14 protein-coding genes and 1 tRNA gene are annotated in these 13,491 nt (G+C 34.6%); 8 read left to right on the plus strand and 7 right to left on the minus strand.

Translation table 11 applies throughout. The features are described 5' to 3' along the window. Nucleotides 1-19: 19 nt before the first annotated feature. From murA to FEZ18_RS01970, 3 genes are all read right to left on the minus strand, one after another. Nucleotides 20-1,327, minus strand: coding sequence for a UDP-N-acetylglucosamine 1-carboxyvinyltransferase (murA, locus tag FEZ18_RS01960; protein WP_153266758.1), 1,308 nt, complete (start codon nucleotides 1,325-1,327; stop codon nucleotides 20-22). Between the two features lie 8 nt (nucleotides 1,328-1,335). Further along, nucleotides 1,336-1,986, minus strand: a complete 651-nt coding sequence (locus FEZ18_RS01965) for a DUF4290 domain-containing protein (RefSeq protein ID WP_153266759.1) — start codon at nucleotides 1,984-1,986, stop codon at nucleotides 1,336-1,338. A gap of 65 nt (nucleotides 1,987-2,051) precedes the next feature. Beyond that, nucleotides 2,052-2,345, minus strand: a complete 294-nt coding sequence (locus FEZ18_RS01970; RefSeq protein ID WP_153266760.1) for a DUF493 family protein — start codon at nucleotides 2,343-2,345, stop codon at nucleotides 2,052-2,054. 90 nt (nucleotides 2,346-2,435) lie between these two features. On the opposite strand from FEZ18_RS01970, the gene FEZ18_RS01975 reads away from it, so the two are divergent. From FEZ18_RS01975 to FEZ18_RS01995, 5 genes are all read left to right on the plus strand, one after another. Then, nucleotides 2,436-2,975: an AAA family ATPase gene (locus tag FEZ18_RS01975; RefSeq protein WP_153266761.1), complete on the plus strand. Its 540-nt coding sequence runs from the start codon at nucleotides 2,436-2,438 to the stop codon at nucleotides 2,973-2,975. Nucleotide 2,976: 1 nt separating this feature from the next. Beyond that, nucleotides 2,977-4,878, plus strand: a complete 1,902-nt coding sequence (locus tag FEZ18_RS01980; protein WP_153266762.1) for an ATP-dependent DNA helicase RecQ — start codon at nucleotides 2,977-2,979, stop codon at nucleotides 4,876-4,878. Between the two features lie 188 nt (nucleotides 4,879-5,066). After that, entirely contained in the window at nucleotides 5,067-6,014 is a 948-nt protein-coding gene (fmt, locus tag FEZ18_RS01985; RefSeq protein WP_153266763.1) for a methionyl-tRNA formyltransferase, read from the plus strand. A gap of 182 nt (nucleotides 6,015-6,196) precedes the next feature. After that, nucleotides 6,197-6,469 carry an HU family DNA-binding protein gene (locus FEZ18_RS01990; RefSeq protein ID WP_153266764.1) on the plus strand — a complete coding sequence of 91 codons (273 nt, stop codon included), beginning with the start codon at nucleotides 6,197-6,199 and terminating at the stop codon, nucleotides 6,467-6,469. 124 nt (nucleotides 6,470-6,593) lie between these two features. Continuing rightward, a complete protein-coding gene (locus FEZ18_RS01995; protein ID WP_153266765.1) occupies nucleotides 6,594-7,154 on the plus strand; it encodes a YqgE/AlgH family protein in 561 nt (186 codons plus the stop codon). Here FEZ18_RS01995 and FEZ18_RS02000 read toward each other — a convergent pair. Continuing rightward, nucleotides 7,151-7,993 carry an aminotransferase class IV gene (locus FEZ18_RS02000; protein WP_153266766.1) on the minus strand — a complete coding sequence of 281 codons (843 nt, stop codon included), beginning with the start codon at nucleotides 7,991-7,993 and terminating at the stop codon, nucleotides 7,151-7,153. The genes FEZ18_RS01995 and FEZ18_RS02000 overlap by 4 nt on opposite strands. A gap of 62 nt (nucleotides 7,994-8,055) precedes the next feature. Beyond that, nucleotides 8,056-8,448 carry an START-like domain-containing protein gene (locus tag FEZ18_RS02005; protein ID WP_153266767.1) on the minus strand — a complete coding sequence of 131 codons (393 nt, stop codon included), beginning with the start codon at nucleotides 8,446-8,448 and terminating at the stop codon, nucleotides 8,056-8,058. Between the two features lie 133 nt (nucleotides 8,449-8,581). Here FEZ18_RS02005 and FEZ18_RS02010 point away from each other — a divergent pair. Next, nucleotides 8,582-8,655: transfer RNA gene (locus FEZ18_RS02010), tRNA-Met, on the plus strand. A gap of 104 nt (nucleotides 8,656-8,759) precedes the next feature. Here FEZ18_RS02010 and FEZ18_RS02015 read toward each other — a convergent pair. Together FEZ18_RS02015 and FEZ18_RS02020 are read right to left on the minus strand one after the other, a co-directional pair. Beyond that, nucleotides 8,760-9,740, minus strand: a complete 981-nt coding sequence (locus tag FEZ18_RS02015; protein ID WP_153266768.1) for a D-cysteine desulfhydrase family protein — start codon at nucleotides 9,738-9,740, stop codon at nucleotides 8,760-8,762. Between the two features lie 144 nt (nucleotides 9,741-9,884). After that, nucleotides 9,885-10,883, minus strand: a complete 999-nt coding sequence (locus FEZ18_RS02020; protein WP_153266769.1) for a metal-dependent hydrolase — start codon at nucleotides 10,881-10,883, stop codon at nucleotides 9,885-9,887. Nucleotides 10,884-11,028: 145 nt separating this feature from the next. Here FEZ18_RS02020 and FEZ18_RS02025 point away from each other — a divergent pair, with 145 nt between their 5' ends. Together FEZ18_RS02025 and FEZ18_RS02030 are read left to right on the plus strand one after the other, a co-directional pair. Then, a complete protein-coding gene (locus FEZ18_RS02025; RefSeq protein WP_153266770.1) occupies nucleotides 11,029-12,339 on the plus strand; it encodes a TolC family protein in 1,311 nt (436 codons plus the stop codon). Nucleotides 12,340-12,403: 64 nt separating this feature from the next. Next, entirely contained in the window at nucleotides 12,404-13,480 is a 1,077-nt protein-coding gene (locus FEZ18_RS02030; protein WP_153266771.1) for an efflux RND transporter periplasmic adaptor subunit, read from the plus strand. Nucleotides 13,481-13,491 lie beyond the last annotated feature (11 nt).

Genomic DNA, 13,491 nt, shown 5'->3' on the forward strand with positions numbered 1-13,491 from the left:
CAGCTCGTGCTGTGTATTATTAAATCCGCTCAATATGCGCTCCAATGGCACGCAAACGATCGTCAATATTTTCGTAACCACGATCTATTTGTTCTATATTCATTATCGTAGAGGTTCCTTTTGCAGAAAGTGCTGCAATTAGCAAAGAAACACCAGCACGTATATCTGGCGATGTCATGGTAGTAGCCTTTAAGGTCGATTTAAAATCATGACCAATAACGGTTGCGCGATGCGGATCGCATAATATGATTTTCGCTCCCATATCAATCAGTTTATCCACAAAAAACAAACGACTTTCAAACATTTTTTGATGGATTAGAACACTACCTCTAGCCTGTGTTGCAACCACCAAGACAATACTTAATAAATCTGGTGTAAATCCAGGCCAAGGTGCATCAGAAATTGTTAGAATAGACCCATCAATATAATTTTGAATTTCGTAACCGTTGGTATGCGCTGGTATATAAATATCGTCGCCGCGTTTTTCTACCGTAATACCTAATTTTCTAAACACATTAGGTATAACTCCTAAATCGTCCCAGCTCACATTGGTAATGGTTAACTCACTTCTAGTCATAGCCGCTAAACCAATCCAACTTCCAATTTCTATCATATCTGGAAGCATGGTATGCTCGGTTCTACCTAAGCGCTCTACCCCTTCAATAACCAACATATTAGAACCAACACCCGTAATTTTGGCACCCATTCTATTAAGCATTTTACAAAGTTGCTGCAAATAGGGTTCGCAAGCTGCATTGTAAATAGTGGTTTTTCCTTCGGCTAAAACCGCAGCCATAACTATATTTGCCGTACCAGTAACCGAAGCTTCCTCGAGCAACATGAATGTGCCTTTTAATCTTTCAGCCTCCACCCCATAAAACTGATCTTCTTTACTGTATTTAAAAGCGGCACCAAGCTTTATAAGTCCTTCAAAATGCGTATCTAAACGACGCCGCCCAATCTTGTCGCCCCCAGGTTTTGGGATATATCCTTTACCAAAACGAGCCAATAAAGGACCAACTATCATTATAGATCCACGTAAGCCTTTACCATCCTCTTTAAATTGTGGTGATTCTAAATAATCTAAATTAATGGTATCTGCTTGAAATGTGTACGATGACCGAGATAATTTTTCGACTTTAACGCCTAATTTTTTTAACAACTCGATGAGTTTATTAACATCTACAATATCGGGGATATTATGTATTGTAACGCGCTCTGGAGTTAATAAAACAGCACATAAAATTTGTAATGCTTCATTTTTCGCACCTTGTGGCTGTATACTTCCTTGTAATGTATAACCACCTTCAACTTTAAATGTTCCCATATTTGCGCTTAATAACGTTTTCTACTACGAGTACCCGTACCCTTTTTTTGGTGGCCGCCTTTTTTTCCAGAACTACCATATTTACTTTTAGTTCGCATTAGGCTTGTGGCGTCTGATAAGTCTTCCTCAGAATTTCTCAAATCTATCTTCCCTTCCGATAATTCATACAAATGCTCATAAATAACAGCATCTTGAACGGTATCCTTATTCCAATTTAAAAAACATTTTTTCATGTGATTTGCAATGGTATAAATTAAGGCCTCCTTAAGCTCTCCTTCTTCCCAGGTATTAGCGACGTCTATCATTGTTTTAATATTGTTTCCGTAGAATCGATATTTAGGGAAATTTTGAGGATATTTTAAGGGTTCAGGCTTCTCCTCGAAAAGTTCTTTTGAAGGTTGTGGAAAGGGTGAATCGACATCCAACTCGAAATTAGACATGATAAAGAGCTGATCCCACAATTTGTGCTGAAAATCTGGAACATCTCTTAAATGTGGTTGCATATTGCCCATTACAGCAATTATAGCTTTGGCCAATTTATTGCGTTCTTCTTTTGTTTCTTGGGTTTTAGCGTAGTTAATCATTTTCTGTATATGCCGCCCGTATTCTGGAATGATTAAATGCTCACGTTCTGTATTGTATTCTAATTCGTTTATCAAAATAAGTGTGTGGAGTTAAATTGTATGCATGTAGTTTGTATGCTTGTGCAAAGTACAAAAAATATCTAAAGACTTATAACGCCTTCAACTTTTTCTGCGACTTCTTTATACTTTTCAATGACTGCATCTGGATTTCTCATGAGTAAACTAACAGAAACACTGGTATATTTTCCGTTTTTAGACTCATGTGTTGTAATAACAGCACCCATATTATCAAATATGGCATCAATTTTAGCAATCTTATCTAAATTTGATTTTACTATAAATTTATACAAATACTCTGCTGGCCAATTATTCGCTTCCTCTAATTGCCCTTTTAACTTTTTGTAGAATTCTTCCGAATTTGGAGATGTGCTCATAAAATTATTTAATAAGTTGCAAATATACTGTTTATTTGTATTTTTTTTATAGAAGTTAAATTCCGATTTTTACAGCTTAATATTATTTATTTGGATACTAAAAGAATTGTTATAACTGGTGGTCCTGGAACAGGAAAATCTAGCATAATTAACGAATTGATTAATAGAGGTTACCTGTGTTTTGAAGAAATTTCGAGACAGGTCACTATAGACGCGAAAAAGAAAGGTATCGATCAGTTATTTCTAACAAACCCCCTATTGTTTAGCGAATTACTTTTACGAGGTCGCGAAAAGCAATACGACCAAACCAAAAACTTAAACAAAGAAGTGGTTTTTCTAGACCGTGGTGTTCCAGATGTTTTAGCTTATATGGATTTTATTGGAGATTCGTACCCCAAATATTTTAGGGATGTGTGTAAAGATACGGTTTACGACTCTATTTTTATTCTAAAGCCTTGGCAGGACATTTATGTGAGCGATAGCGAGAGATATGAGAGTTTTGAGCAAGCTGTAGGCATTCATGAACACCTCCTTAAAACCTATCATTCTCTTAACTACACATTAATTGATGTGCCTTTTGATACTGTTGAAAAAAGAGTAGACTACATTCTTAACACTCTAAATATGTAATATGGAACACCCCATAAACATATTAGAGCGCTATTGGGGATTTACATCGTTTAAACCCAACCAAGAGGCTATAATAAACGCCGTTTTAGAAGGCGAAGACACCTTCGCTTTACTTCCTACAGGCGGGGGTAAATCGCTGTGTTTTCAAATACCAGCTTTAGCGAAACCAGGAATCTGTATTGTTGTTTCTCCATTAATCGCACTTATGAAAGATCAAGTGCAGCAACTTAAACATAAAGGCATTAAAGCCATGGCGCTAACAAGTGGTATTTCTTATAGTGAATTAGACACGCTTTTAGACAATTGTATTTATGGAAATTACAAGTTTTTATATCTATCGCCAGAACGTTTACAACAGGAAATAGTGCAAGACCGTATACGTTTAATGCACGTCAATTTAATTGCTGTAGATGAGGCACATTGTATCTCGCAATGGGGCAGCGATTTTAGACCCGCCTACAAAAACATCACAATTTTACGCCAATTACAACCCAGTGCAAATGTTATTGCTTTAACAGCTTCGGCAAAACCAGAAGTTATTGAAGACATCACAAAAGAACTCGATTTTATACAAGCTAAACTGTTTAAACAGTCGTTTTACAGGCCTAATTTAGCCTATATGGTTTATCATGAAGACGATAAATATTACCGCATTCAAACCATTTTAAAAAAGTATAAAGCATCATCAATTATTTATGTTAGAAATAGAAAATCAACCTTAGAGCTCACTTCTTTTTTAGCCTCTAAAAATATTAGCGCTACCTATTATCATGGCGGACTTTCTAATGATGAGAAAGATATTAACATGATGCAATGGATTAACGACCAAAAACAAGTCATGGTCGCCACAAATGCTTTTGGAATGGGTATTGACAAACCCGATGTAAAAACGGTTATACATTTAAATTTACCAGAAAGCATAGAAAGTTATTTCCAGGAAGCTGGTCGCGCGGGTAGAAATGGTGAGAAGGCCTTTGCAGTTATCTTAAAAAATAATAGCGATGCCATTTTAGTTGAAAACCAATTTCTAAAAGTACTTCCTACCGTAAGTTTCGTTAAACAGGTTTACAAGAAACTGTGTAGCTATTTTCAAATCTCATATGGAGAAGGCGAAAACAGCACCTACGATTTTGATTTTAATAGCTTCTGCAAAACCTATAAATTTAACGCAATATTGTGCTATAATGCCTTATTAATTTTAGACAGAAATAGTGTAATAACCCTTTCTAAACAGTTTAAAAATAAAGTTACACTACAATTTATTGTCTCGAATGCCGCTATTTTTAACTATCTAGAAACACACCAAGAATTTAGTCTTGTTGTAAAATCTATGCTCAGAATGTATGGAGGCATTTGCGACCATGTTACTAAAGTAGATTTAAAACGTATTGCTGAAAAAGCTTCGACAACAGAGTTAAAATTGATTGAAATTTTAAATAAGTTACAGCATCATGAAATTATTGAGCTCGATTTGGCAAAAACCGATGCTCAAATTACCCTTATACAACCGCGTGAAGACGATAAAACTATAAATAGAATCGCCTCAATTATCGAGCAACAGAATCAATTAAAACAGGGACAAGTTAAAAGCATGCTTGAATACATTGAGAACAACGCAGTTTGTAAAAGCATGCAACTTCTTGGTTATTTTGGTGAAAAAAACCTTAAACCCTGTGGCATTTGTTCGGTTTGCATTTCGAAAAAAACAAGAAATAAACCAGAAGATATTAATGCTTTAATGAAACAAATTGTAAAATTACTTGAAAGTGGAGACCTGTCTTCTAGAATAATTAGTAGCACTTTAAAATGTTCTGAACAAGGTTTAAAAACGGCTTTGAAGGTATTGTTAGAACATCGTATAATTGATTTGACACAAACCAATACCTATAAATTAAGAAGCTAATTCTAATCCTTATATTTAGAAAAGCTGTAACTAATAATGCAAACAAGTTGTAAATAATAGGCATAATACTATATTTAGCAGATAGTCGCGTTAGGGATAGTAGTGAAAAGCCCGCAGGCACGAGGACTTGAAACGGATAGCCCGACCCGCAGGGGAACGCCAAAATTTTAAAAAAAAAGAATAAACAAATGAAAGATTTAAGAATTGTTTTTATGGGTACACCCCATTTTGCAGTAGCCACTTTAAAGATATTAGTAGAAAACAATTATAATATTGTGGGTGTTATTACGGCCCCAGATAAACCTGCTGGTCGTGGAAGAAAATTAAACGAAAGCGCCGTAAAGCAATATGCAAAATCGATTGGTTTAAACATTTTGCAACCCACTAATTTAAAAAATGAAGATTTCTTGGAAGAGCTTAAAGCTTTAAATGCTAATCTTCAAATTGTAGTGGCTTTTAGAATGTTACCAAAGGCAGTTTGGCAAATGCCAGAACATGGCACCTTTAATTTACATGCCTCTTTATTGCCAAACTATCGCGGCGCGGCGCCAATTAATTGGGCTATTATAAATGGGGAAACTAAGACTGGAGTTTCAACATTTTTTATTGATGAAAAAATTGATACTGGCGAAATGATACTTCAAGAAGAGGCCCCTATTGATGCCGAAGATAATGCAGGAAGCCTGCACGATAAATTAATGGGTATTGGTAGCCAACTCGTTTTAAAAACGGTTGCTTTAATAGAAAAAGGCAAGGTAGAAACGACGCCGCAAATAGATAGTGACACTATTAAGACCGCACACAAACTAAATAAAGAAAACTGTAAAATAAACTGGCATGATACTTTAGAAAATATTTACAATAAAATACGAGGTTTAAGCCCCTATCCTGCAGCTTGGTGTACTTTAATTAATAATGACGAAAAATTAGACCTTAAGATTTACAGTGCAAAAAAAGAAAAGACAACACACACTTTAGATATAGGCAAAGTTGTTTCTAACAAAAATGAATTAAAGGTAGCCGTCTCTAATGGATATATTAATTTAACAGAAATTAAACTTCCTGGGAAGCGAGCAATGGATGTGAAATCGCTATTAAACGGCTATACTTTTAACATCAATGCGCAAATGCTATGACCAAAAAACGTGCTTATTTCGTAAAAACATCGACAAACGCACAAGGCTTATTAACAAAAACAACAAGTTATTAACAATATGAGGTATTTCGCCCGCTATTGCTTGCATGATTGCATAATCCGTATAAATTTGTAGAACAATTAATAACTATAATCAATTTATTAATAATTAAATTTTATATCATGAACAAAACAGATTTAATCGATGCCATGGCAGAGCATGCAGGAATTACAAAAGCTGCTGCAAAAAAAGCTTTAGAATGTGCACTTATTGAAATTGAAGGAGCTTTGCAAAAAGGCAATAGAGTTTCTTTAGTAGGTTTCGGATCTTGGTCAGTTTCTAAAAGAGCTGCTAGAGAAGGAAGAAATCCTCAAACTGGTGAAACCATTAAAATAAAAGCCAAAAACGTTGTTAAGTTTAAACCTGGATCAGATTTAACTAATGCCGTAAACTAATATTTATTCTTAATATATTATCAAAAAGCCTTCCTTATCGAAGGCTTTTTTTTATTGTAATTTATAAAAGAGTTGCATTTTAAATAAATAAATACTAGTTTTAGTATCTAAACTGCATTATTATATGATTTCTATCAAACCAAAAAAAGGAGATTTGTTAATTGCAGAGCCATCAATAATTGGAGATGTTTCTTTTAACCGTTCCATTGTTTTATTGGCAGATCACTCACTAGAAGGTTCGATAGGTTTTATACTTAACAAACCTTTAAAGTACAGTATAAGTGATTTGGTACCAGAAATTGAAGTTAATTTCAAGGTTTATAATGGCGGCCCTGTAGAACAAGACAACCTTTACTTTATACATAAAGTACCAGAATTAATTCCTAACAGTATTGAAATTTCCTTAGGTATTTACTGGGGTGGCGATTTTAGTAAAGTGGCAGAACTTATAAAAAATGGAAAAATAAAAGAAAACGATATTCGCTTTTTCCTGGGGTATTCTGGTTGGGAAATTAACCAATTAAATCACGAATTAAACGCTAACTCTTGGGTTGTAACCAACAACAATTACAAAGCCTTAATTATTGAAAAAGATTACGAATCGTTTTGGAGGGAGAAAATGTTAGAATTTGGTGGCGAATATAGCATTTGGTCTAACGCTCCAGAAAACCCGAGCTATAACTAGGTCAATCTTATTTTTATATTCAATTTTTGCAATAACATTTTAGAAACCTCATTGGTAAATGTTTTTTTTCGGTATTTGGTTATGGGCTGAATACCAACCATAACATTGCTTATAAAAATTTCGTCGGCCTTTTGAAGCTCGAAAGGCGACACCGAATCTTCAACTAGCTCGTACTCTGAAATTGTTTTAATAATATCTATAAGTTGTTTTCTCATTATACCTTTTAAACAACCATCGGTAATGGGTGGTGTTTTTATAACTTGCCCTTTAACCACAAAAATATTACCATTTAATGCTTCGACAACATGTTTATTGGTGTTTAATAGCAAGCCATTGTCCAGTTTATTCTCTTTAGCATAAATACTCCCTACCACGTTAATGGCTTTATTGTTTGTTTTTAAGGTAGACAACAAGGTTGGTGCCACGTAAAAATCTTTAAACAAATCAACCTCATAGAAATCTGTTTTATGCAGGTAAAAATCCTCTGCAATAGGAATTGCTGTAATTAAAAAATCGACGGTATTATGCTCTGGCAAGTACAAACCACCTTCACGTCTTTGTACCATCAATTTCACGCGGGCAGACCCCTGCTGTATTTGGTTTGCTTTAAGTGTTTTATGAATTTCATCTTCAAGGTATTCCATCGTAAAATCCATAGGGATTTCCATTCGCATAATACGCATCGATGCCATTAATCTAAAATAATGGTCTTCCCAAAAAAGTATTTTTCCGTAGGAAATTTTTATGGTCTCAAAAAGCGCATCACCATAATTAAAACCGCGACTATGTATAGATAGATTAGAACTTGATTCTAAAATTTGTGTATTAAAGTTTACCATAAAAAAAAACACTCTTATTTTTATTAAGAGTGGCGCAAATATAATTTATTTATATGATATAGTTAGACTGAACCCAACACTTGTTTTAGGTCGGATATCTGGTTTTCCCAAAGCATTTTTGCTTCATCTATCTCATCTTCTTCTGCGAAATCGGTTATAATCAAAGAGACGTCTTTTGTAATTTCATCCACTTGAATTCTAATTTCAAAATGACTATTAATACCCTCTTCTTCATCGGCTAACCACTGAAATTTTATACGCTCTCCACTTTTTTTACTTAAAAGTTTGGCAGCCTCTTCACTATCGTCCCAAATAAAGGTAAAAAACTCTCCACGGGAGTTCACATTGTCTGCAAACCATTCGGATAACCCCGACGGTGTAGAGATATATTGATACAATAATTGTGGTGATGCCTGAATAGGAAACTCAATATTAAATTTAATTTTATCGTCCATAAGTTTAGAAAGATTTGTGGTGCTCAAGATATTAATTAAATAATGATTTTTTATGATAATTTTAAAATAAAATTTTTTGACAAAAAGTTTGCTGTAAAGCATAATGTTATATATATTTGCAGCCTTAAAATATGGCGAGGTAGCTCAGCTGGTTAGAGCGTCGGATTCATAACTCGGAGGTCGGGGGATCGTGCCCCCCTCTCGCTACAAATAGAGTACTTTAAAAAAGCTGAAGAGCAATCTTCAGCTTTTTTGTTTTACGCATTTCTTCTCATGTGCAGATCACTTTTTAAGCATGATTCCATGCTTGGTTATAGCTTTAAATCTTTAGAGTAATAGAAATTAGCCGGCAATCCGCCAGTATGCCAGAAAAGTACATTGCTGCGATTTCTTAATTTTTTAGTTTTAAGATGATCTAACATCCCGTAAAACGCACGTCCCGAATATACGGGATCTAAAATTATACCTTCAGTTTTAGCTAACTCTAATATAGCTTCCCGCTCGTTAGATGTTACCACACCGTAGCCCGCAGCATTATAATCGGCTATAAGTTTAGCGTCTTCAATAGTATATGCTCGCTTTATACCAAGTCCTTTTTGTCCTTCAAGTAATAAATCTAATACAACTTCATCTAAAGACTTAGATCCAAAAGCAGATTTATCTATACTTACAGGCATTAATTTTGCGTCTAAATCAAACAAATCAACTCCAAGTTTTAATCCCGCTTGTGTACCTCCAGAACCAGAAGCAAAAAAGATATAGTCCATTTTTAAATCTAACTCCAATAATTGGGTTTTCAATTCTCGAACAGCATCTACAAATCCTAAAGCACCAAGCGTATTAGAACCACCATATGGAACAACATACACCTTTTTGTTTTGAGCTTCCAAATTTGTTTTAACCTTATTTAAATCCTCTCCTTTCCTATTGTCTCCTGTAAAATGAATTTTTGCTCCTAACAAATGTGAAAGTAACAAATTACCGTTGTAATGCTCAGGTTCTTTACCCCCAAGTAATAAATGGCACTCTAAACCTGCTTTAGCACAGGCCGCAGCGGTTTGTCTACAATGGTTAGATTGCTGTGCTCCAGCAGTAATAATGGTATTGTAACCTTTGCTTAAAGCCTCGTGAATAAAGTATTGTAATTTACGAACTTTATTGCCTCCAGAGGCCAATCCAGAATTATCGTCTCGCTTTATAAATAAGTTGTAATCGGGATACTTTTTTGATAAATTTCCCATATGCTCCAAAGGCGTTGGAAAAAAACCTAAATCGTATTTATTATTTAGCATTTTGGCGTTTTTTTTATGAAACACCAATATAAAACTTCTTTACATCTAAATGAAATATTTTTCGACTTTACCCCAACATTTAAATTATGGCATGTGTTTAAATGCGGGTTGAAAACCAAATACATCTTTAGGTATTTCCACAGATTAATTTCCTTTTAAACGCTGCCATAAGTCTGATAACAACTTTTTTCCATCACGAGTATCTTTTGGTGCTTCTGTAAATATCACATTGCCAAAATTATCTACATCTATTTTGTACTGAAAAACGAAACTTTGAGATTGCGGCTCTAAACTAAGCAGTCCAAATCGCAAATCGTTAAAATATAGCTGGTCGTTCTTTTTTGTGATGGTAAACCAACCTTCAGAAATAGAAATCATAAGTTTTACCTTTTCGTTTTCTAACAGATTACCTAAAAGCTCATGGTTTTTCGGGTAGCTTTGAAAAGCAATAGGCTGGGTATCAAAAAACGAATAATTCCCCAATAAATAAGCATTTTCGGTTTCTACATTAGCACTCCAAAGTATGGTATTTAAAGGTGAAGGTCTGGTGTCTAACTGTAAATAGTTAATATCCTGATTTTTTAAAGCCAATTGAAATTGCGTGTAAGCCACCCCTTTTAAAATTATTGTAAGCATTAAATAAGAAGAACTTACTACCAAACCTAGGTTGTTGTAAAACCGCCGTTTTTCAGAAGTTCTTTTTTGTACCATAGCCAAAATTAAAAACACTAAAAAAGGCAAGGTATAAACGGGATCAATAACAAATATGGATTTAAAAGCTAGCCTTAAATCAAAAGGCCAAAATAATTGTGTGCCCCAAGTGGTATGCGCATCTAAAATAGGATGCGTAACAAAGGCTAAAAAAAACAACAGAAACCAACCTTTAAAATTCTTATAGGTCTCGTAACGCGATACCAACCAACCAAAAAGAGCACCAAAAAGCACAGCAAACAAAATAGAGTGCGTGAAACCACGATGGATATGAATGGCGGTAACCGTATCTGTGAAATGAGAACTAAGTATATCTAAATCTGGTATGGTTCCAGCAATAGCCCCATAAAGCATGGCTTTATTTCCAACTTTTCGTCCTAAAACAGCCTCGCCAACAGCGGCTCCTAATACTATTTGAGTAAGTGAATCCATATCGTTTGCAAAAATAAGACTTGTAAACGAAACCATTTAATAATACTTTGCTTTATCCTTTTTGTTGGGATACATTTGCTAAGTAACCTTTGTTACCCACTAGCTTTATTAAACGCACTATTTTTGTAACAGAAATAATTTAAAAATGAAAAAAACAATATACTCGATTCTACTTTTTAGTTTATTTGGACTGTACAATTTGCAAGCCCAAGACGTGGTTTTAATTTCAAAAACAGAAGTATGGTCTAAAGTGTCAAATAATAACACTTCTATTAAAATTTCTGAACAGGAATTCAAGCAAGCCAGAGCCGATTTTAGGCAAACAAACGCCATATTTTTGCCAAATATTACGGCAAGCCATACGGCCATAGCGACCACAAACCCTTTAATGGCTTTTGGCTCTAAATTAAATCAGGAAATTTTAACGCAAAACGATTTTAATCCTGCCTTATTGAATAATCCGTCGCAGATTGAAAACTACGCTACGAAATTCGAAATCCAGCAACCGCTAATTAACATCGATGGTATATATAAACGCAAAGCCGCCAAATCTAAAATGGAAGCGATGTCTTTAAAAACCGAGCGTACAGAAGATTATTTAGCCTTTGAAGTTAATAAAGCCTACATGCAATTACAATTGGCTTATAAGGCTGTTGAAGTTTTAGAAAAAGCTTTTAAAGCAGCCAATGCCAATAAAAAATTAGCAGATAATAGCTTAAAACAAGGTTTTTTACAACGGGCCGATGTCTTAAATGTTGAAGTACGGGTAACCGAGGTTCAAAACCAACTACAAGCAGCAAAAAGCAATGTGCAAAATGCTTCAAATTACTTGTCTTTCCTAATGAATGATGATACCTATGTCGTTTACAAACCATCAGATGAATTAGCGGTAGCAAGCCTAACCATAGAAGCGCAAAATATATCTGAAAACCGTGCAGACATTAAAGCTATGAAATTGGCCAGCAATGCTTTTGAAGCCATGAATAAAGCCGATAAAATGTCCTTTTTACCAACATTGAATGCCTTTGGTAGTTATGAGCTATACGACGACCAAGTTTTTCAAGGCGATGCCAATGGTTATCTGTTTGGTGCGCAATTAAGTTGGGATATTTTTAAAGGCTCAAAACGTTTTGGTAAAGCACAAAAAAGTAAGGCCGAATTTGAACAATCTAAATTAGAGTACCAACAATACGTATCGCAAAGTAATTTAGAATTAAATAAAGCCAAACGCGCTTTTATAGATGCTGAAAACAAATTAAAGTTAAACACTTTGGCTTTAGAACAATCTGAAGAATCTTTAAGAATTAGAACCAATAGGTTTAAAGAAGGTTTAGAAAAAACATCAGATTTATTAACAGCAGAAACCCAATACGCACAAAAAGAGTTAGAATATTATCAAACTATTTTTGAACATAATTATGCGCAAGCTTATTTACAATTTTTAACCAAAGAGTAACATAGAATTAAGATAAAAAATCAAGACAAAATACTCGAAAATTCGAGGCTTTAAAACCAATACAATGAAAAAATACCTATACCTATTTACACTAACTACAGCTTCATTATTTCTTACCAGTTGTGGTAGCGAAGACCAAAAAGCAGTTGATAATGGCCCAACAATTCCTGTAAAAGTCAATCAAGTACAAGCTAATGGCAACAGTCCGTTTTTATCTGTAAGCGGTAAAATTCAAGCTGCTAATAGTGCCGATTTAAGCACTAGAATGATGGGTTACGTTAATAAAGTACACGTTAATGTTGGCGATAAAGTGCGTAAAGGCCAATTATTAGTATCGATTAACAATGCCGATTTACAAGCGAAACGCGCCCAAGTAAATGCCGGAATTACCGAAGCTACCGTAGCCTTCAACAATGCTGAAAAAGATTATAAACGTTTTCAAAATTTATTCGCAGATAATAGTGCCTCGCAAAAAGAAATGGACGATATGACGGCACATTACAAAATGGCAAAAGCACGTTTAGAATCTGCCACCCAGATGAAAAACGAAGTTAACGCCCAGTTTGCTTATAGTAATATTACAGCGCCTTTTAAGGGCATTGTAACCAGTAAAAACGTTGAAGAAGGGAATATGGCAAATCCAGGAGTCCCTTTAATAAGCATAGAAACCCCAGGAGATTTTGAAGTTATGGCTATGGTGCCAGAATCGGAAATATCAGATATTAAAAAAGGTACATCGGTAGATGTTGTGGTAAAAGCCATCAATAAAACTCTAAAAGGAAAAGTTACCGAAGTGAGTACTTCTGCTAAAAACACAGGAGGACAATATCTGGTGAAAATTGATTTAGACAATACAGAAGCAAATATTCTGTCTGGTATGTTTACAACCGTTCAATTTCCTGTAGAAAGAAAAGCGAAATCTACCATGGTTTTAATTCCAACAGAAGCCCTTGTAACCAACGGTCAACTTTCTGGAGTTTATACCGTAAGCCAGAGCAACACAGCAATTTTACGTTGGTTGCGTTTAGGTAGAACTTTTGGAGATCAAGTAGAAGTATTATCGGGTTTAAATGCAGATGAAGCTTATATAGTTTCCGCTGAAGGGAAGCTTTATAATGGCGTTAAAATTTCAATTCAATAACTATAAAGCCG

The organism is Oceanihabitans sp. IOP_32 (assembly GCF_009498295.1).
In the GTDB taxonomy this organism is placed as follows: Bacteria; Bacteroidota; Bacteroidia; order Flavobacteriales; family Flavobacteriaceae; genus Wocania; species Wocania indica.

What these genes read in the sequence shown, in the direction of transcription:
- FEZ18_RS02000 (WP_153266766.1), bottom strand. Translation starts at nt 7,993, where the DNA reads ATGGTAAACTTTAATACACAAATTTTAGAATCAAGTTCTAATCTATCT.
- FEZ18_RS02015 (WP_153266768.1), bottom strand. Translation starts at nt 9,740, where the DNA reads ATGCTAAATAATAAATACGATTTAGGTTTTTTTCCAACGCCTTTGGAG.
- murA (WP_153266758.1), bottom strand. Translation starts at nt 1,327, where the DNA reads ATGGGAACATTTAAAGTTGAAGGTGGTTATACATTACAAGGAAGTATA.
- FEZ18_RS01980 (WP_153266762.1), top strand. Translation starts at nt 2,977, where the DNA reads ATGGAACACCCCATAAACATATTAGAGCGCTATTGGGGATTTACATCG.
- FEZ18_RS01995 (WP_153266765.1), top strand. Translation starts at nt 6,594, where the DNA reads ATGATTTCTATCAAACCAAAAAAAGGAGATTTGTTAATTGCAGAGCCA.
- FEZ18_RS02025 (WP_153266770.1), top strand. Translation starts at nt 11,029, where the DNA reads ATGAAAAAAACAATATACTCGATTCTACTTTTTAGTTTATTTGGACTG.
- FEZ18_RS01990 (WP_153266764.1), top strand. Translation starts at nt 6,197, where the DNA reads ATGAACAAAACAGATTTAATCGATGCCATGGCAGAGCATGCAGGAATT.
- FEZ18_RS01970 (WP_153266760.1), bottom strand. Translation starts at nt 2,345, where the DNA reads ATGAGCACATCTCCAAATTCGGAAGAATTCTACAAAAAGTTAAAAGGG.
- FEZ18_RS02030 (WP_153266771.1), top strand. Translation starts at nt 12,404, where the DNA reads ATGAAAAAATACCTATACCTATTTACACTAACTACAGCTTCATTATTT.
- FEZ18_RS02020 (WP_153266769.1), bottom strand. Translation starts at nt 10,883, where the DNA reads ATGGATTCACTTACTCAAATAGTATTAGGAGCCGCTGTTGGCGAGGCT.
- fmt (WP_153266763.1), top strand. Translation starts at nt 5,067, where the DNA reads ATGAAAGATTTAAGAATTGTTTTTATGGGTACACCCCATTTTGCAGTA.
- FEZ18_RS02005 (WP_153266767.1), bottom strand. Translation starts at nt 8,448, where the DNA reads ATGGACGATAAAATTAAATTTAATATTGAGTTTCCTATTCAGGCATCA.